Below are 18,083 nucleotides of genomic sequence, written 5' to 3' on the forward strand. Positions count from 1 at the left end.
TTCCCCATGTGAGAGTAGGTCATCGTCAAGATTAAATTCCGAAACCCCATTTGCGAAAGCAGATGGGGTTTTGTTTTGGGCGATCGGAAAGTGCGAAGACGCTCATCCGAGCAATCTTCAGTGCTAAAGTCCATGCCTCGATTTTGCTTTTCCCAAGGAAGCCGTTATGCCGGATGCGACGTCCCCCAGCGCTGGATTTATGGTGGTTCATGGCAATCGCCTGGACGAACTACGCAGCCTGGTGGTGAGCTGGATGCGCCGTTACCCACTGGCTCCCCTGGAAAACGAAATTGCCCTGGTACAGAGCAACGGCATTGCCCAGTGGCTCAAACTGGCCCTGGCGGAAGACCCAGAAGACGGCGACATGGGCGGCTGCGGAATCGCTGCCGCGATCGATGTTCAGCTCCCCGGCAGCTTCATGTGGCAGCTCTATCGCATGGTCTTGGGTCGTGACGAAATCCCCCCCACGTCCCTGCTCGATAAAGCCCCACTCACTTGGCGCCTGATGCGCTTGCTTCCTGAGCTCATTGATCAGCCGCACTTCGAGCCATTGCAGCGCTTTCTGACGAACGACGCGGACTTGCGTAAACGCTACCAGCTCGCGGAACGCCTGGCTGACTTGTTCGACCAATACCAGGTCTATCGTGCCGACTGGCTGGAGGACTGGGCCGCCGGCCGCCACCAATTGCGCAACGGTCGAGGGGAATCCAAGCCTCTTAACCCCGCCAATTGCTGGCAAGCCGAGTTATGGCGCGCACTGCTGTTGGACGTCGGGGAAGAGGGGATGGCCGAAAGTCGCGCCGGCGTCCACCAACGCTTTATCGAACGTATCAATGCTCTTGAGGAAGCGCCGAAGGGCTTGCCTTCTCGGGTGATTGTTTTCGGGATTTCTTCCTTGCCTGCCCAAGCGCTCGAAGCGTTGGCTGGCCTTGCCCGTTTCAGCCAAGTCTTGCTGTGCGTGCACAATCCTTGTCGCCACCACTGGTCCGACATCGTCGCCGACAAAGATCTACTGCGTAACGAATACAAGCGTCAATCACGCAAAGCCGGTATGCCGGTCACCATCGACCCACAAACCTTGCACCAGCACGCCCATCCGCTGCTGGCCGCCTGGGGTAAACAAGGCCGCGACTACATCAGCCTGCTGGACAGTTACGACGACCCGAACAGCTACCGTGCAGCCTTTCGTGATGGCCGCATCGACCTGTTCAGTGACAGCGAACCCACGACACTGCTTAACCAACTCCAGGACGATATCCTCGAACTGCGCCCACTCAACGAAACCCGCGACCTATGGCCCGCAGTCTATCTGGAGCGTGACACCTCAGTTCGCTTCCACATTGCCCACAGCGCCCAGCGCGAAGTGGAAATCCTTCACGATCAACTGCTCCAACGCTTCAGCGCCGACCCCACGCTTCGTCCAAGGGACATCATTGTCATGGTCCCCGACGTCGACAGCTACGCACCGCATATTCGTGCGGTCTTCGGCCAGTTGGAAAGAAGTGATTCACGCTTCATCCCCTTTACCCTGACCGACCAAGGTCAACGTGGCCGCGACCCTCTGCTGATCGCCGTCGAACACCTGCTCAAACTCCCCGACAGTCGCTTTCCCGTCAGCGAGATTCTTGATCTGCTGGACGTCCCGGCCTTGCGTGAACGCTTTGCCATCAAGGAGCGCGACCTGCCCACATTGCACCGCTGGATCGAAGGTGCCGGTATCCGTTGGGGGCTCAACGCGGAACAACGGGCCGGCCTCGGTCTGCCAAGTGAGCTGGAACAAAACAGCTGGAGTTTCGGCCTTCGCCGTATGCTGCTGGGTTACGCCGTCGGCACCGGTGCTGCCTGTAACGGCATTGAACCTTACGACGAAATTGGCGGACTCGATGCGGCATTAATCGGCCCGCTGGTGGCTTTACTCGACGCACTCGGCGATGCCCATCAGGCGCTGTCCCAACCCGCAGCTCCCCACGAGTGGGGCGAACGTTTGCAACGCCTGATGCAACTGTTTTTCCTGCCCAGTAGTGAGCACGACGATTACCTGCTGGGTCAGCTTGAGCAACTAAGGGAAACCTGGCTGGTAACCTGCGAGTCAGTAGGCCTACAGGATGAGTTACCGCTTACCGTAGTCCGTGAAGCATGGCTCGCCGGCCTGGACCAAGGTCGTCTTTCCCAGCGATTCCTTGCCGGTGCTGTCAATTTTTGCACCTTGATGCCTATGCGCGCGATTCCGTTCAAGCTGGTTTGCCTGCTTGGTATGAACGACGGCGACTACCCGCGAGCCCAACCACCCTTGGATTTCGACCTGATGGGCAGCGACTATCGCCCAGGCGACCGTTCGCGCCGCGAAGACGACCGTTACCTACTACTTGAAGCACTGCTATCGGCCCGAGACCAGCTTTACATCAGTTGGGTCGGCCGAAGCATCCGCGATAACAGCGAGCGTCCTGCGTCTGTTTTGATCGGCCAACTGCGCGACCATATCGCCAGCGGCTGGCATAACGCAGAACCAGAAAAGCCACTGCTGGACGCGATGACTCAGGAACACCCACTCCAACCCTTCAGCGCCCGCTACTTCCACGAAGGCGATCCGCTGTTCAGCTACGCCCGCGAATGGCAGTTGCTGCACGAAGCGCAGGTGGCCGCACCTGAGCAAGATGATCTGGCACAACACCATCAGGAAGAACCCCTGAGCCTCGGCCAGTTGCAAGATTTCCTACGCAACCCGGTCAAACACTTCTTCAGTCAGCGTCTGAAAGTGTTCTTCGAGGCCGCCGAAGTGCCGCTGGCCGATGAGGAACCCTTCGTTCTCGATGCGCTGCAACGTTACAGCCTGAGCGATAGCCTGTTGAATGCGGCGCTGTCCCAACCCGATCACCTGGACCAAGCCCTCAACGCCCAGGCCCTGCGTTTGCAAGGAAGTGGCTTACTGCCCATGGTCGGTTTTGGCGAGTGCCTGCGCAACGAATTGATCGAGCCCCTGCCGGGTTTGCTGCAACGCTACCAACAATTACTGGCCCTCTGGCCCACTCCACACATCGGTGCCGAACCGATCAGTTTTGAGCATCAAGGCATTGCATTGGAAGGCTGGATCAGCGGCCTGCACCGACGCAGTGATGGCGGATTGCTTAGCGTCACCACCATCCCCAATAGCATTGGATCGATCAAGGCACGCAAGTGGCATCGACTGATCCGCCCTTGGGTCAACCATGTGGTGGCGTGCGCCTGTGGCCTACCGTTGAGCACGGGTCTGGTGGCCAGTGACGATACGTTGCTACTGGCCCCGCTGGATAAGTCCGCCGCCCAGGAACTCCTCTGCAACCTACTGCTGGCCTGGCACAGTGGAATGAGAAAACCGCTGCCGGTAGCCGTAAAAACGGCCTTCGCCTGGCTTAGCCAAACCGACCCGGCCAAAGCGCAGGCGGCAGCGAGCAAAGCCTATGAAGGTGACGGCCTGACCACCGACGGCGAACGCCGCGAAACTCCGGCGCTTACCCGGCAGTTCCCCGATTACGCAGCCTTGATTGCCAGCGAAGAATTCGAAGGCTGGTGCGAAACCTTGTATCGACCGCTGATCAACGCCCCATGGCGATCACTCACAGGCGAAGAGGCCGGCGCATGAGCAGCAAACCCTTGGCCCTGGCCTTCCCGCTGAGTGGCAGCCAACTGATCGAAGCCAGCGCCGGTACCGGCAAGACCTTCACTATTTCTGCCTTGTATCTGCGTCTGGTGCTGGGTCATGGTGGTGATGAAGCCGGGTTCGGTCGCGAGTTGCTGCCACCGCAAATCCTCGTCGTCACCTTTACCGATGCCGCCACCAAAGAACTGCGCGAGCGTATCCGCATTCGTCTGGCCGAAGCCGCTCGTTTCTTCCGCGATGAGATCGAACAACCCGACGCGCTGATCGCTGACCTGCGCGCGCAATACCTCCCGGAGCAATGGCCCGCCTGCGCCAACCGCCTGGACATCGCCGCGCAATGGATGGATGAAGCAGCGGTTTCCACGATTCACAGCTGGTGCCAGCGCATGCTGCGCGAGCACGCGTTTGACAGCGGTAGCTTGTTCACCCAAACCCTTGAAACCGACCACAGCGACCTGCTCGGCGAAGTGCTGCGCGACTACTGGCGGCTGTTTTGCTACCCAATGCGTGACGATGCGCTCAACTGGGTGCGCAACAACTGGGGCGGTCCTGCCGCCTTGATGCCTCGGGTGCGCGCACTGTTCGGCAGCGAAAGGCCCACCGATGAAACCCGCGAACCCGCGGAGCTGATCAATGCCTGCTTGCGGGAGCGCCGAGAAGCCCTGATAGAACTCAAGGCGCCCTGGCAGCAATGGGCCGCAGAGCTGCGTGAAATCTGCCTGCAAGCCGTGGCCGCGAAAGCCGTTGACGGGCGCAAGATGCAAGCGCGTTACTTCGAGCCCTGGTTCGAAAAAATCAGCGCCTGGGCCGCTGATGAAACCTTGGAACAACTGGACATCGGCACCGGCTTCACCCGCCTCACCCCCGACGGCATGGCCGAAGCATGGAAGGGCGACCCGCCGCAGCACCCCGGCATTGAAGCCATGGCCGGCCTCAAAGCAGCTCTCGACGCCTTACCAACCCCTGACGCCGCCGTGTTGCAACACGCTGCCGGTTGGGTGGGTAAACGCTTCGAAGAAGAAAAACGCCGTCGCGCAGAAATGGGCTTCGACGACATGCTGATCCGCCTGAATGCCGCTCTGCAGGCAGAGGGTGGCGAACGCTTGGCCAGCGTGATCCGCGAGCAATTCCCGGTGGCGCTGATCGACGAGTTCCAAGACACCGACCCGGTGCAGTACAGCATCTTCGACAGCATTTACCGCATCGAAGAGAACCACCTCGACAGTGGCCTGTTCCTGATCGGCGACCCCAAGCAAGCGATCTATGCGTTCCGTGGCGCCGACATCTACACCTACCTGCGCGCCCGCCAATCCACCACCGGCCGCCACCACACCTTGGGTACCAACTTCCGTTCCAGCCATGCGATGGTCGAGGCGGTGAACCATGTGTTCCAGCGCGCAGAAACGGGCCGGGGCGCGTTCCTGTTCCGCGAGCCGAATGGCGATAACCCGGTGCCGTTCCAGCCGGTGTTATCCCAAGGCCGCAAGGAAAAACTGCAGGTCGACGGCCAAACGCTACCGGCCATGCACCTTTGGCACCTGCCCACCGACCAGCCGGTGTCCAACGCGGTGTACCGCCAACAACTGGCCGCCGCCTGTGCTACCCAGATTGTCGAGTTGCTCAACGGCGGCCAGCAAGGCACGGCCGGTTTTCTAAGGCCGGATGACAGCTTCAAAGGCGTACTGCCGTCAGACATCGCCATCCTCGTGCGCGACGGCAAGGAAGCCCAAGCGGTGCGCGCCGAGTTGGCCGCCCGTGGTGTGCGCAGCGTATACCTGTCCGACAAGGATTCGGTGTTCGCCGCCCAGGAAGCTCACGACTTGCTGGCCTGGCTCAAGGCCTGTGCCGAGCCGGACGTCGAGCGGCCGCTACGGGCTGCCCTGGCTTGCGTCACCTTGAACCTATCACTGCCCGAACTGGAGCGTCTGAACCAGGACGAACTGGCGTGGGAACGCCGCGTGATGCAGTTCCGTGGCTACCGCGTGATCTGGCGAACCCAAGGCGTGCTGCCGATGCTGCGTCGTCTGCTGCACGACTTCAAACTGCCGCAAACCCTGATTGCCCGCAGCGACGGCGAACGTGTGCTGACCAACCTGTTGCACCTCAGCGAGTTGTTGCAACAAGCCGCGTCGGAACTTGACGGTGAACAGGCGTTGATCCGCCACCTGGCCGAACACCTCGCGTTGTCCGGTCAAGCTGGGGAAGAGCAAATTCTGCGCCTGGAAAGTGATGAGCAACTGGTCAAGGTCGTGACCATTCACAAATCCAAGGGCCTGGAATACGACCTGGTCTTCCTGCCCTTCATCTGTTCGGCCAAGCCGGTCGACGGCAGTCGCCTGCCGCTGCATTACCACGATGAACACGGCAAGTCCCAAGTCAGCCTGCGTCCTACGCCTGAGTTAATCGCCCAGGCCGATGACGAGCGCTTGGCCGAAGACTTACGTTTGCTCTATGTGGCCCTGACCCGCGCCAAACATGCCTGCTGGCTTGGCGTTGCCGACCTCAAGCGCGGCAACAGCAACAGCTCGGTATTGCACCTGTCGGCGCTGGGCTACTTGCTCGGCGCTGGAGCTTCGTTGGGCGAGTCTGCGGGACTGGCGCGCTGGCTGCTGGATCTGCAGGAGGGCTGCCCGGCCGTCCACTATGCCCACGTGCCCGATGCCCAAGAGATCATGTTTCACCCGCCGCGCAACCAAGCGACTTTGCTCGCACCGTTGCTGCCTAAGCGCAAAGCTGCCGAAAACTGGTGGATCGCGTCCTACAGCGCCTTGCGAATGGGTGAAAGCATGAGCGTCGCCAACCTCGAAGCGCCAGAAAGCCCACAAGCGCAAAAGCTGTTTGATGACGAACGCCTCGACCCCGACGCACCGCGTGAAGTAGCGGCTTCCGGCGGCGATATTCACCGTTTCCCACGCGGTCCTAACCCAGGCACCTTCCTTCACGGCCTGCTGGAGTGGGCCGGCGAAGAAGGTTTCAACGCGACGTCGCAAGCCATCGAGAACGCTGTAGGTGCGCGCTGCAATCGCCGCAACTGGGAAGGCTGGATCATCACCCTCAGCGATTGGCTGGGTCACTTGCTGCACACGCCATTGCCTGTGGATAACGACCACGTCAGCTTGAGCAGCCTGCAGCAGTATCAGATCGAAATGGAGTTCTGGTTCGCCAGCCACAAAGTCGACGTGCTTGCCCTCGACAAGCTGGTCTGCCAGTACACCCATAACGGTGTCTCCCGTGTCGCTGCCGAGCCGGTGCTGCTCAACGGCATGTTCAAAGGTTTTATCGACCTGACCTTCGAATACGATGGCCGCTACTACGTGGCTGACTACAAATCCAACTGGCTCGGCCCTGACGACTTGGCCTACACCCAAGCGGCCATGGAGCAGTCGATCCTTGAGCATCGATATGACCTGCAATACGTCCTTTACCTGCTGGCGCTGCATCGCCAGCTCAAGGCGCGTCTGCCGGACTACGACTACGACCGCCACGTCGGTGGCGCGCTGTATGTGTTCTTGCGGGGCACCCAAGCCGTCAGCCGAGGAGCGTTTTTCACCCGGCCGCCGCGTGAGCTGATCGAAGGCCTGGACCTGCTGTTCCAGGGCAAGCCCATCCCGCCCAAGGTTGAGCCCGCCTGGGAACAAGGAGTGTTGTTATGAGCCTGTTGCCATCACCGCTTGAGGCGCTGGAACCCCTGAGCCGCGCCGCCGACCTGGTGCAGTTGCTGGAGCGTTGGGTTGACCGCGGTTGGCTGCGCGCATTGGACAAAGCCTTCGTCGGTTTCCTGCACGAACTCGACCCACACGCCGACCCTTTGGTGTTACTGGCCGCGGCGCTGACCAGCCATCAACTGGGCCACGGCCATGTGTGCCTGGATCTGTTCGAAACCCTCAAAGCGCCAGACTTTGCATTGTCCTTGCCGCCCGAAGGCGACCTGCAAACCGGCGCCATGCTGCTGCCGTCGCAGTTGCTCGACGGCCTCGACGGCGCCCACTGGTGTCACGCATTGGCAGCCAGCCCGTTGGTCGCCCTGGCGGTGGACGGCAGCGAATCGGCACACAGTCGTCCCCTGGTACTGTCGGGCACACGCCTGTACCTGCGCCGCTACTGGACCTACGAACGGCGCATCGACACCGCATTGCGCTTGCGTCTCGCCACCCAGGAAAGCGTCGCCGCTGATTTGCCCCAGCGCTTGAATGGCTTGTTTGACCAGCCGCCGCCCGACGGCGTGATCGACTGGCAAAAACTCGCCTGCGCCCTGGCTACCCGCGGTGCCTTCAGCATCGTCACCGGCGGCCCCGGCACCGGCAAGACCACCACCGTGGTGCGCCTGCTCGCACTCTTGCAAGCGCCAGCGGTAGAAACCGGCAGCCCGTTGCGTATCCGCTTGGCCGCGCCCACCGGTAAAGCCGCCGCGCGCTTGACCGAATCCATCAGCCAGCAAGTGCTGTCGCTGACAGTGCCGCAAAGTGTGAAGGAAAAGATTCCGACCCAGGTCACCACGGTTCACCGTTTGCTGGGTAGCCGTCCGGGCACTCGGCACTTTCGCCATCACCTTGGTAACCCGTTGCCCCTGGATGTGCTGGTGGTGGACGAAGCCTCGATGATCGACCTGGAAATGATGGCCAATCTGCTGGACGCGTTACCGCCCCATGCCCGCTTGGTGTTGCTAGGCGACAAGGACCAACTCGCCTCGGTAGAGGCCGGCGCCGTACTGGGTGATTTGTGCCGCGACGCCGAAGCCGGCTGGTACAGCCCTCAGACTCGTCAATGGCTGCAAGCCGTCAGCGGTGAAGACCTCGACGCCAGCGGCCTGCTGGAGGACCTCGACGGCAGCCATCCTCTGGCCCAGCAAGTGGTGATGCTGCGTTACTCGCGGCGTTTCGGCGAAGGCAGCGGCATCGGCCAATTGGCGCGCTGGGTCAACCAGCAAAACGCCGAAGAGGCCCGCAAGTTACTGGCCGCGCGTAGCCATAACGACCTGTTCTGCGTCGGCCTTAAAGGTGAGCATGACCACGCCCTGGAGCGGCTGGTGCTGGATGGGCAGGGCGATGGCGCCCAGGGTTATCGCTATTACCTCAACTTGCTGCACAGCACGCGTCCGGCCCTCGAAACCCCGCGCGACGATCTCGCCTGGACCCAGTGGGCGCAACAACTGCTGCAAGCCTTCGATGCGTTCCAACTGCTCTGCGCCGTGCGCAAGGGCCCTTGGGGTGTGGAAGGGCTGAACGTGCGCATCACTGCAGCCTTGCGCAAAGTGCGGCTGATCGAGGGTGACGAGCAATGGTACGAAGGTCGCCCGGTGCTGATGACACGCAACGATTACGGCCTGGGCTTGATGAACGGCGACATCGGTATCGCCCTGAAGCTGCCCGAAAGTGACGGCGGCCCTCAGGTGCTGCGCGTCGCTTTCCCACGTAACGACGGCCAAGGCGGCGTGCGATTTGTATTGCCCAGCCGTCTGAATGATGTGGAAACCGTATACGCCATGACCGTGCACAAATCCCAAGGCTCGGAATTCACCCACACCGCGCTGATCCTGCCGGACGCCTTGAACCCGGTGCTGACCAAGGAACTGATCTACACCGGCATCACCCGCGCCAAACGCTGGTTCAGCCTGATCGAGCCCCGCGGCGGTGTGTTTGAGGAGGCCGTGCGGCGCAAGGTCAAACGCTTGAGTGGGCTGATGCTGGAGTTGGGTCCGGAGTCAGAAATATCTGACGCTGTGCTATCGTTGCGGCATCACCCCGATAACACCTGAGAGTATCGCTGCATGAACGTGGCCGTCTCGCCCACTGAGCGTAGTTTGAGCTGGAGACGCCTACTGCTGATGGCGGTTCTATGCTTGCTGGCACCTCGCGTATTTGCCGAAGCCCCGGGCCCGGCTGATCAGCGCGCCCAGGCGGTCACCCAAGTGGTACTTGGTATTCTCAGTTATGCCCGCTGGCCCGTGGAGCCTGAGCAACTGCGCCTGTGCATCCTCGGCCCGACTCAATACACCGACGATCTGATCAAGGGCACCACCCAGGCCACCGGTCGTCCGGTTGTGGTGCGACGCCTGCTGGTCGACCACCCCGATGTCGTCAACGCCTGCGATGCCGTGTACATCGGCAAACTCAGCACTGACGAACGCAGCCGCCTGTTTGACTCGTTGATCGGCCATCCGGTGCTCAGCATCAGCGAAGGCGGTGACCAGTGCACCGTGGGCAGCCTGTTCTGCCTGCGCGTGGGCGATGAGCAGGTGTCGTTTGAGGTCAACCTCGACTCGGTGGCGCGCAGCGGAGTGCGTATTCACCCCAGCGTGCTGCAACTGTCCCGTCGTCGGGCGCCGGCCTCATGACAGCCGTGACTGTGCGACCCACTCTGCGCTCCGTTATCGGCCGCGGGCATATGATCCTGGCGCTGGTAGCGGTGACCCTGGCCAGCGTGTCCCTGACCCTGCTCGGCGTCTTGGCGCTGCGGGTCTACGCCGAACACAACCTGCACCTGATCGCGCGTTCCATCAATTACACCGTCGAAGCGGCGGTGGTGTTCAACGACCGCGCTGCGGCCACCGAAGCCCTTAGCCTGATTGCTTCAACTGAAGAAGTGGCCCAGGCCGATGTGTTCGACGCCAGCGGCAGGCTGTTGGCGCATTGGGAACGCCCGGAAACCGGCATGCTCTCGCGGGTTGAACTGGCACTGGCGCATACCCTGCTTGAACAGCCCATCAATCAGCCGATCCTGCACCAGGGGCGGACCATCGGCAGCATCCACCTGACCGGCCACGGTGGCAGCCTGCTGCGCTTTCTACTCAGTGGTCTGGCGGGGATCCTGATCTGTACCGCTCTCAGCGCTTGGGTTGCCCTGCACCTCGCGCGCCGTTTGCTGAAGGGCATCACCGGGCCGCTGCAAAGCCTCGCCGCCGTGGCCCACGCCGCGCGCAGCGAACGCGACTTCGACCGTCGCGTGCCGCCGGCGCGCATCGCCGAACTCGATAGCCTGGGCAGCGACTTCAATGCTTTGCTTGGCGAGATGGAAGCCTGGCAAAGCCACCTGCAAAGCGAAAACGAAACCCTCGCACACAAGGCCAACCATGACAGCCTTACCGGCTTGCCCAACCGTGCGTTCTTCGAAGGCCGGTTGATCCGTGCCCTGCGCAGCGCTGCCAAGGCCAAGGAACAATTGGCGGTGCTTTACCTCGACAGCGACCGCTTCAAAGAGATCAATGACAGCTTTGGACATGCGGCAGGGGATGCCGTGCTCGTGGCCGTCGCCGAGCGCGTGCGTGCGCAACTGCGAGAAGACGACCTGGTAGCACGCCTGGGCGGCGATGAGTTCGCCATCCTGCTGGCGCCGCTGCACAAGGTCGAAGACGCCCAGCGCATCGCCGACAAGATCATCGCCAGCATGGACACACCGATTGCCGTGCCTGGCGACACCCAGGTGTTTACCTCCCTCAGTATTGGTATCGCCATCTACCCTGAACACGGTGTCACCCCCGGCACCTTGCTCAATGCCGCCGATGCGGCGATGTACCAGGCCAAACGGTTTTCCCAGGGCGGCCAGCAAACGGCAGAGTCGGAGCACTCTACCGCCAATGTTCAACACAGGAGTTGATCCCTTGTTTTCTAGCGCGCGCGTTTTACTTATCTCGTTGTTGGTGGCCTTCCTCGCCCTCGGCGGGTGCCAGACAGCCCCACCCAAAGGCCTGAGCCCGGCGCAGGTCGCAGTCCTTAAACAACAGGGTTTCGAACTCACCGACGAAGGCTGGGCATTCGGCCTGTCGGGCAAAGTCCTGTTTGGCAGCGACGTAGAAACCCTCAACCAACCCAGCACCGATATCGTGCAGCGCATCGGTAAGGCCTTGCTGGGCGTGGGCATCGAACGCGTGCGCGTTGACGGCCACACCGACACCTCGGGCAAGGAAACCTACAACCAGCAACTGTCCCTGCGCCGCGCGAAAAGCGTGGCGACGGTGCTGCAAGGCGTGGGCATGAAAGAAGAAAACATCCAACTGCGCGGGCTGGGCAGCGCTGAGCCCGTCGCGTCTAACGCGACAGCGGCGGGGCGCACCGAGAATCGACGGGTGTCGATTGTAGTCATCGCCGACTGACTGGACTCAGCGCGACAGCACTTTGCGATGCAATCAAATGTGTGAGAGGGCTTACCCCCGATGAGGGAGTATCAGTTGATGCATTTTTGACTGATCCACTGCTATCGGGGCATAGGCCTCCACATAACTCCCAAAGGCTGACACCTAACTCTGTGGTGAGCGGGCTTGCCCCGCGCTGGGCTGCGAAGCGGCCCCAAAACCAGCCGCTGAGTTCTAACAGGAAACTCACCGGGTGATAGATGAGTAGATACCCATGTCTTGATGGCCGCCTGATAGCCGACCCAGGATGCTGGCCGAGTACATACCCGTTGCTGCGGTAACGGCGACTCAGGGTTGCGCCCTTACGGCGGCTCACTTTTGAAAAGCGCAAAAGTAAGCAAACCGCTTCTTAAAGAAAATCTTCGGCGCAGGCCCTTTAATCCGCGAACGTGATCTCCCGCGTCTCCCCCATCAACAACCCCTGGTTCTGCTCCGTCACTTCCCTGATGTAATCCCACAACAACGTAATCCGCTTCAGCTTCCTCAAATCTTCCCGGCAATACATCCAGAACTGCCGCGTAATCGCAATCTGCTCCCCCAGCACGGGCAACAACCGTGGATCTTGCGCTGCCAGAAAGCACGGCAAGATCGCCATCGACCGGCCCTGCTGCGCGGCCACGTACTGCGCAATCACGCTGGTGCTGCGCAGGCTGGCGCTGGCGCCGGGCACTACGTTGGCCAGGTAAAGCAGCTCGGAGCTGAACGCCAGGTCGTCCACGTAGCTGATAAACGGATGCTCGGCCAAATCCGCGGGTTTGCGGATGGGCGGGTGTTGGTCGAGGTATTCCTGGGTCGCATACAGCTGCAGCTTGTAGTCGCACAGTTTGCAGCACACGTAGGGTCCGTGTTCCGGGCGTTCCAGGGCGATGACGATGTCGGCTTCGCGTTTGGACAGGCTGATGAAGTGGGGCAGGGGCAGGATGTCTACCGAGATCGCGGGATACGTGTCGACAAAGTGGCTCAGCTGCGGGGTCACGAAAAAGCTGCCAAAGCCTTCGGTGCAGCCCATGCGCACATGGCCGGACAGTGCAACGCCGGAGCCCGAGACTTGCTCGCAGGCCATGTGCAGGGTGCTTTCGATGGACTCGGCGTAACCCAGCAGACGCTGACCTTCGAGTGTCAAGACGAAGCCGTTGGTCCGGGATTTTTCGAACAGCAACGTGCCGAGGGACACTTCCAGTGAACTGATGCGCCGCGACACGGTGGTGTAGTCCACCGCCAGGCGTTTGGCGGCGACGCTGGCCTTGCGCGTGCGGGCCACTTCGAGGAAAAACTTCAGGTCGTCCCAGTTCAGGGAGCCCAATGATGTGATGTTTTTTTGCATATTGGACCGGCTTTTATGTGCGTTCTTATTAGAGATTTGCACATCTATACTCCAAAAACAGTCCGAACGCCTCATTCTTCAAGGCGATTCAACGCCTTGGTTCTCTAGCATAAATATAAGATTTGGAGACCACATGAACGCATCTGCCGATATTTCCGTGCAACAGGTCAAGTTGCTGATCAACGGCGAGTGGGTCGAGTCCAAGACCACCGAGTGGCAAGACATCGTCAACCCGGCTACCCAGCAAGTGCTGGCCAAAGTCCCGTTCGCCACGGCCGATGAAGTCAACGCCGCCATCGACGCAGCCCATCGCGCCTTCCAGACCTGGAAGCTGACGCCGATCGGCGCGCGCATGCGCATCATGCTCAAGCTACAAGCCTTGATCCGCGAGCATTCCAAACGCATCGCCGTAGTCCTCAGCGCCGAGCAGGGTAAGACCATTGCCGATGCCGAGGGCGACATTTTCCGTGGCCTGGAAGTGGTGGAGCACGCCTGCTCCATCGGCACCCTGCAAATGGGCGAGTTCGCTGAGAACGTCGCGGGTGGTGTCGACACTTACACCCTGCGTCAGCCCATCGGCGTGTGTGCCGGCATTACCCCGTTCAACTTCCCGGCAATGATTCCGCTGTGGATGTTCCCGATGGCCATCGCCTGCGGTAATACCTTCGTCCTCAAGCCGTCCGAACAAGACCCGCTGTCGACCCTACTGCTGGTGGAGCTGGCGCTGGAAGCCGGTGTGCCGCCTGGCGTGCTGAACGTGGTGCACGGCGGAAAGGCTGTGGTGGATGCGCTGTGCACCCATAAAGACATCAAGGCCGTGTCCTTCGTCGGTTCGACGGCCGTCGGTACCCACGTCTACGACCTGGCGGGCAAGCACGGCAAGCGCGTGCAATCGATGATGGGCGCCAAGAACCACGCCGTGGTGCTGCCGGATGCCAACCGCGAACACACCCTCAATGCTCTGGTCGGTGCCGGTTTCGGCGCGGCGGGCCAGCGGTGCATGGCCACCTCGGTGGTGGTGCTGGTGGGGGCGTCCAAGCAGTGGTTGCCGGATCTCAAGGCGCTGGCGCAAAAACTCAAGGTCAACGCCGGTAGTGAAGCGGGCACGGATGTCGGCCCGGTGATTTCCAAGCGCGCCAAGGCCCGTATCCTGGAGTTGATTGAAAGCGGCGTGAAAGAAGGCGCCAAGCTGGAGCTGGATGGCCGCGACATTCAGGTGCCGGGCTTCGAGCAAGGCAACTTCGTCGGTCCGACCCTGTTCTCGGGCGTGACTACCGACATGCAGATCTACACCCAGGAAATTTTCGGCCCGGTGCTGGTGGTGTTGGAAGTCGACACCCTCGATGAAGCCATCGCGTTGGTCAACGCCAACCCGTTTGGCAACGGCACCGGGCTGTTCACCCAAAGCGGTGCGGCAGCGCGTAAGTTCCAGAGTGAAATCGATGTAGGCCAGGTCGGCATCAACATCCCGATTCCGGTGCCGGTGCCGTTCTTCAGCTTCACCGGTTCCCGTGGCTCCAAGCTCGGCGACCTCGGCCCGTACGGCAAGCAAGTGGTGCAGTTCTACACCCAGACCAAAACCGTCACCAGCCGCTGGTTCGATGACGACACGGTCAACGATGGCGTCAACACCACCATCAACCTGCGCTGATTCGGGAGACGACCATGAAGATTGCATTTATCGGCTTGGGCAATATGGGCGCGCCAATGGCCCGTAACCTGATCAAGGCTGGCCACGCGCTGAACCTGTTCGACCTGAACCAGACGGTACTCAAGGAACTCGCCGAACTGGGTGGCAGCATCAGCGACTCGCCGCGTGACGCTGCCCAAGGCGCCGAGCTGGTGATTACCATGCTGCCGGCCGCCGCCCATGTGCGCAGTGTCTGGCTGAATGAAGACGGTGTATTGGCCGGGATCGGCAACGGCGTGCCCGCAGTGGATTGCAGCACCATCGACCCGCAAACCGCGCGCGATGTCGCCGCTGCTGCCGCCAAGCAAGGCGTGGTGATGGCCGATGCACCGGTCTCCGGCGGCACGGGCGGCGCCCAAGCGGGCACGCTGACCTTTATGGTCGGCGCCACCCCGGAACTGTTCGCCACCCTGCAACCGGTGCTGGCGCAGATGGGCCGCAACATCGTGCATTGCGGTGACGTGGGCACGGGGCAAATCGCCAAGATCTGCAACAACCTGCTGCTGGGCATCAGCATGGTTGGCGTCAGCGAGGCTATGGCATTGGGTGATGCACTGGGCATCGACACCCAAGTGCTGGCCGGGATCATCAACAGCTCCACCGGGCGCTGCTGGAGTTCGGACACCTACAACCCATGGCCGGGCGTGATCGAAACGGCGCCGTCATCCCGAGGTTACACAGGCGGGTTTGGTGCCGACCTGATGCTCAAGGATTTGGGCCTGGCTACCGAAGCGGCTCGCCAGGCGAAACAACCCGTGATTTTGGGTGCAGTGGCTCAGCAGTTGTATCAATCGATGAGTCAGCGTGGGGAAGGGGGGCAGGACTTCTCGGCGATTATCAACAGCTATCGCAAGCCCAAATAACCCACCGGTGGGACGGCAATTGTAGTGAGCGGGCTTGCCCCGCGCCGGGCTGCGAAGCGGGCCCAATGAAAACGCCGCATTCTTTCAGAAAGAATGCGGCGTTTGTTGTAAGGGCCGCTTCGCAGCCCAGCGCGGGGCAAGCCCGCTCACCACAATAAGTGGCTCAGCTCAGTAAACCGGTGCACCACAAAAACCTCAGGCGAATACAAAATACTTGCGCACCGTCTCGACCACTTCCCATGTCCCCTTCATCCCCGGCTCTACCACAAAGATATCCCCAGCCCGCAGGTGAATCGGCTCCATCCCTTCAGGGGTGATGATGCAGTAGCCTTCCTGGAAGTGGCAGTACTCCCACTTCACATAATCCACGTACCACTTGCCCGGGGTGCAGATCCAGGTGCCCATGATCTTGCTGCCGTCTTCGCTGGTGTAGGCGTTGAGGTTGACGGTGTGCGGATCGCCTTCGAGTTTTTCCCATTTGCAGGCATCCAGGACCGGCAGGGGATGGGTGTCGCGCAGTACGGTAATGGGCGTGGACATGATGGCTCCGAGGCAGGTAATGGGAAGATGCACCCTAAGGCCTTGTGCGTTGCGCCAGTGGTCTGAACTCGACATCGGGATGCCCAGAAGCGCAGGTGAATGCGACTCCTCAGGTCATGCGAAGTCAATGTGGGAGGGGGCTTGCCCCCGATGGCGCCGGGTCAGCCTGCACCTGTGTCAACTGACCCACCGCCATCGAGGGCAAGCCCCCTCCCACATTAATCCTTGGTGGCAGCTCCACCGTGGCCAGGCGACACTTCTGAGCGTAAATAAGTAATTTCCTCGCAGTAAGTGCGAAAGATTTCCCGCTTGGCGCAGGAATTCGCAAGAAAATTCAGCCCTGGCCCTCGTATCATTCACCCCAGTAACCGCCGAGAGCCTTTAAATGAACCCAATAAAAACGTGGTGGGATATCAGCCCGCCCTTGAGTACGGCGACCCCGACCTGGCCGGGTGATACGCCGTTCCAGGAAGAGCGCGTGTGGCAGTTCGGCCCGGAGTGCCCGGTGAATGTAGGGCGCATTACCTTGTCGCCGCACACCGGCGCCCACGTGGATGCGCCGCTGCACTACAGCGCGGACGGTGCACCCATCGGTGAAGTGTCGTTGGATGTGTACATGGGCCCGTGTCGGGTGCTGCATTGCCTTGGCAGCGGCGCGCTGGTGCAACCGCATCAATTAGAAGGCCGTGTGGATAACTTGCCGGAGCGTGTGCTGCTGCGTACTTATCCACACGCGCCGATGACCGAATGGGATTCGAATTTCACCGCCATCGCGCCGCAAACCATTGAGCTGCTCGCCAGCCTGGGCGTGCGCCTGATCGGTATCGACACGCCCTCGCTGGATCCGCAACAGTCCAAGACCATGGATTCCCACAACGCCGTGGCCCGGCATGGGATGGCGATTCTCGAAGGCATCGTGCTCGACGAGGTAGCGGAAGGCGACTACGAACTGATCGCGCTGCCGCTGCGCTTTGCCAACCTGGACGCCAGCCCGGTCCGCGCCATTCTCCGTCCGCTCAAGGAGCCCACGCGATGAGCCAATGTCCCTTCTCTGCTGATTACCAACCGCCGGAAGAATGGCATAACGCCGAGCTGAATTTTTCCGAGTCCATGAGCTACGGCGACTACCTGGACCTGGGCAAAGTCCTCAGCGCCCAGCACCCGCTGTCGCCGGACCACAACGAAATGCTCTTCATCATCCAGCACCAGACCTCTGAGCTGTGGATGAAACTGATGCTCCACGAACTCAAGGCCGCCCGTGAGCATGTGCGACTGGGCGAGTTGCCGCCAGCGTTCAAGATGCTGGCGCGGGTGTCGCGGATCTTTGACCAACTGGTGCACGCCTGGGCCGTGCTGGCGACCATGACGCCTTCTGAATACAAAGCGATTCGTCCGTTCCTGGGGCAATCGTCCGGGTTCCAGTCGTTCCAGTACCGCGAGATCGAATTTATCCTCGGCAATAAAAGCGCGGCGCTGTTGCGGCCTCACGCCCATCGGCCGGAGTTGTTGAACGAGTTGAAAGTGGCGATTGCCACGCCGTCGCTGTATGACGAAGCGATCAACTTGATGACCAAGGCGGGCCTTGCGATTGATCCACAACGCGCCGAGCGCGACCCGACGGCGGCGACCGTTCACGATGAGTCGGTGGAGGCCGCGTGGCGCGAGGTGTATCGCGATCCGAGCCGTTATTGGGATTTGTATCAGTTGGCTGAAAAGTTTATCGATCTGGAGGATTCGTTCCGCCAGTGGCGCTTTCGGCATGTGACCACCGTTGAGCGCATCATCGGTTTCCAACCCGGTACTGGCGGCACCGAAGGCGTGGGGTATCTGCGCAAGATGCTCGACACCGTGCTGTTCCCCGAGTTGTGGCGAGTGCGCTCCACGCTGTAAACAAAAAGCCC

12 protein-coding genes are annotated in these 18,083 nt (G+C 61.1%); 10 read left to right on the plus strand and 2 right to left on the minus strand.

The window, feature by feature from the left end:
• Nucleotides 1–166: 166 nt before the first annotated feature.
• Genes recC through BW43_RS19950 form a run of 6 tightly spaced genes read left to right on the plus strand, consistent with a single transcriptional unit; the run spans nt 167 to nt 11,726 of the window.
• Nucleotides 167–3,619 (plus strand): exodeoxyribonuclease V subunit gamma, encoded by a 3,453-nt coding sequence (gene recC, locus BW43_RS19975; RefSeq protein ID WP_032885559.1) that lies wholly within the window; start codon nt 167–169, stop codon nt 3,617–3,619.
• On the plus strand, nt 3,616–7,290 hold the full coding sequence (gene recB, locus BW43_RS19970) for an exodeoxyribonuclease V subunit beta (RefSeq protein ID WP_032885560.1): 3,675 nt from the start codon (nt 3,616–3,618) through the stop codon (nt 7,288–7,290). Before recC ends, recB begins: the two co-directional genes overlap by 4 nt.
• Nucleotides 7,287–9,392, plus strand: a complete 2,106-nt coding sequence (recD, locus tag BW43_RS19965) for an exodeoxyribonuclease V subunit alpha (RefSeq protein WP_032885561.1) — start codon at nt 7,287–7,289, stop codon at nt 9,390–9,392. The genes recB and recD overlap by 4 nt, the downstream gene beginning before the upstream one ends.
• Nucleotides 9,393–9,404: 12 nt before the next feature.
• Nucleotides 9,405–9,971 (plus strand): YfiR family protein, encoded by a 567-nt coding sequence (locus BW43_RS19960; protein ID WP_032885562.1) that lies wholly within the window; start codon nt 9,405–9,407, stop codon nt 9,969–9,971.
• Complete coding sequence (locus BW43_RS19955; RefSeq protein WP_032885563.1) at nt 9,968–11,230, plus strand: diguanylate cyclase domain-containing protein; 1,263 nt, start codon at nt 9,968–9,970, stop codon at nt 11,228–11,230. Before BW43_RS19960 ends, BW43_RS19955 begins: the two co-directional genes overlap by 4 nt.
• 4 nt (nt 11,231–11,234) lie before the next feature.
• Nucleotides 11,235–11,726, plus strand: coding sequence for an OmpA family protein (locus BW43_RS19950; protein ID WP_032885564.1), 492 nt, complete (start codon nt 11,235–11,237; stop codon nt 11,724–11,726).
• 415 nt (nt 11,727–12,141) lie between these two features.
• Here BW43_RS19950 and BW43_RS19945 read toward each other — a convergent pair whose 3' ends face one another.
• Nucleotides 12,142–13,089, minus strand: coding sequence for a LysR family transcriptional regulator (locus tag BW43_RS19945; RefSeq protein WP_032885565.1), 948 nt, complete (start codon nt 13,087–13,089; stop codon nt 12,142–12,144).
• Nucleotides 13,090–13,222: 133 nt separating this feature from the next.
• Here BW43_RS19945 and BW43_RS19940 point away from each other — a divergent pair, with 133 nt between their 5' ends.
• Nucleotides 13,223–14,740, plus strand: coding sequence for a CoA-acylating methylmalonate-semialdehyde dehydrogenase (locus BW43_RS19940; protein WP_032885566.1), 1,518 nt, complete (start codon nt 13,223–13,225; stop codon nt 14,738–14,740).
• 14 nt (nt 14,741–14,754) lie between these two features.
• A complete protein-coding gene (mmsB, locus tag BW43_RS19935) occupies nt 14,755–15,642 on the plus strand; it encodes a 3-hydroxyisobutyrate dehydrogenase (RefSeq protein ID WP_032885567.1) in 888 nt (295 codons plus the stop codon).
• 195 nt (nt 15,643–15,837) lie between these two features.
• Here mmsB and BW43_RS19930 read toward each other — a convergent pair whose 3' ends face one another.
• Nucleotides 15,838–16,182: a cupin domain-containing protein gene (locus tag BW43_RS19930; RefSeq protein ID WP_032885568.1), complete on the minus strand. Its 345-nt coding sequence runs from the start codon at nt 16,180–16,182 to the stop codon at nt 15,838–15,840.
• A 385-nt stretch (nt 16,183–16,567) separates the two neighbouring features.
• Here BW43_RS19930 and kynB point away from each other — a divergent pair, with 385 nt between their 5' ends.
• Nucleotides 16,568–17,218: an arylformamidase gene (gene kynB, locus BW43_RS19925; protein ID WP_032885569.1), complete on the plus strand. Its 651-nt coding sequence runs from the start codon at nt 16,568–16,570 to the stop codon at nt 17,216–17,218.
• On the plus strand, nt 17,215–18,072 hold the full coding sequence (gene kynA, locus BW43_RS19920; RefSeq protein ID WP_032885570.1) for a tryptophan 2,3-dioxygenase: 858 nt from the start codon (nt 17,215–17,217) through the stop codon (nt 18,070–18,072). The genes kynB and kynA overlap by 4 nt, the downstream gene beginning before the upstream one ends.
• The last annotated feature ends 11 nt before the right edge of the window (nt 18,073–18,083 follow it).

Source organism: Pseudomonas sp. RIT357 (assembly GCF_000632245.1).
GTDB classification, from domain to species: domain Bacteria; phylum Pseudomonadota; class Gammaproteobacteria; order Pseudomonadales; family Pseudomonadaceae; genus Aquipseudomonas; species Aquipseudomonas sivasensis.

What these genes read in the sequence shown, in the direction of transcription:
- recC (WP_032885559.1), top strand. Translation starts at nt 167, where the DNA reads ATGCCGGATGCGACGTCCCCCAGCGCTGGATTTATGGTGGTTCATGGC.
- recB (WP_032885560.1), top strand. Translation starts at nt 3,616, where the DNA reads ATGAGCAGCAAACCCTTGGCCCTGGCCTTCCCGCTGAGTGGCAGCCAA.
- recD (WP_032885561.1), top strand. Translation starts at nt 7,287, where the DNA reads ATGAGCCTGTTGCCATCACCGCTTGAGGCGCTGGAACCCCTGAGCCGC.
- BW43_RS19960 (WP_032885562.1), top strand. Translation starts at nt 9,405, where the DNA reads ATGAACGTGGCCGTCTCGCCCACTGAGCGTAGTTTGAGCTGGAGACGC.
- BW43_RS19955 (WP_032885563.1), top strand. Translation starts at nt 9,968, where the DNA reads ATGACAGCCGTGACTGTGCGACCCACTCTGCGCTCCGTTATCGGCCGC.
- BW43_RS19945 (WP_032885565.1), bottom strand. Translation starts at nt 13,089, where the DNA reads ATGCAAAAAAACATCACATCATTGGGCTCCCTGAACTGGGACGACCTG.
- BW43_RS19940 (WP_032885566.1), top strand. Translation starts at nt 13,223, where the DNA reads ATGAACGCATCTGCCGATATTTCCGTGCAACAGGTCAAGTTGCTGATC.
- mmsB (WP_032885567.1), top strand. Translation starts at nt 14,755, where the DNA reads ATGAAGATTGCATTTATCGGCTTGGGCAATATGGGCGCGCCAATGGCC.
- BW43_RS19930 (WP_032885568.1), bottom strand. Translation starts at nt 16,182, where the DNA reads ATGTCCACGCCCATTACCGTACTGCGCGACACCCATCCCCTGCCGGTC.
- kynB (WP_032885569.1), top strand. Translation starts at nt 16,568, where the DNA reads ATGAACCCAATAAAAACGTGGTGGGATATCAGCCCGCCCTTGAGTACG.
- kynA (WP_032885570.1), top strand. Translation starts at nt 17,215, where the DNA reads ATGAGCCAATGTCCCTTCTCTGCTGATTACCAACCGCCGGAAGAATGG.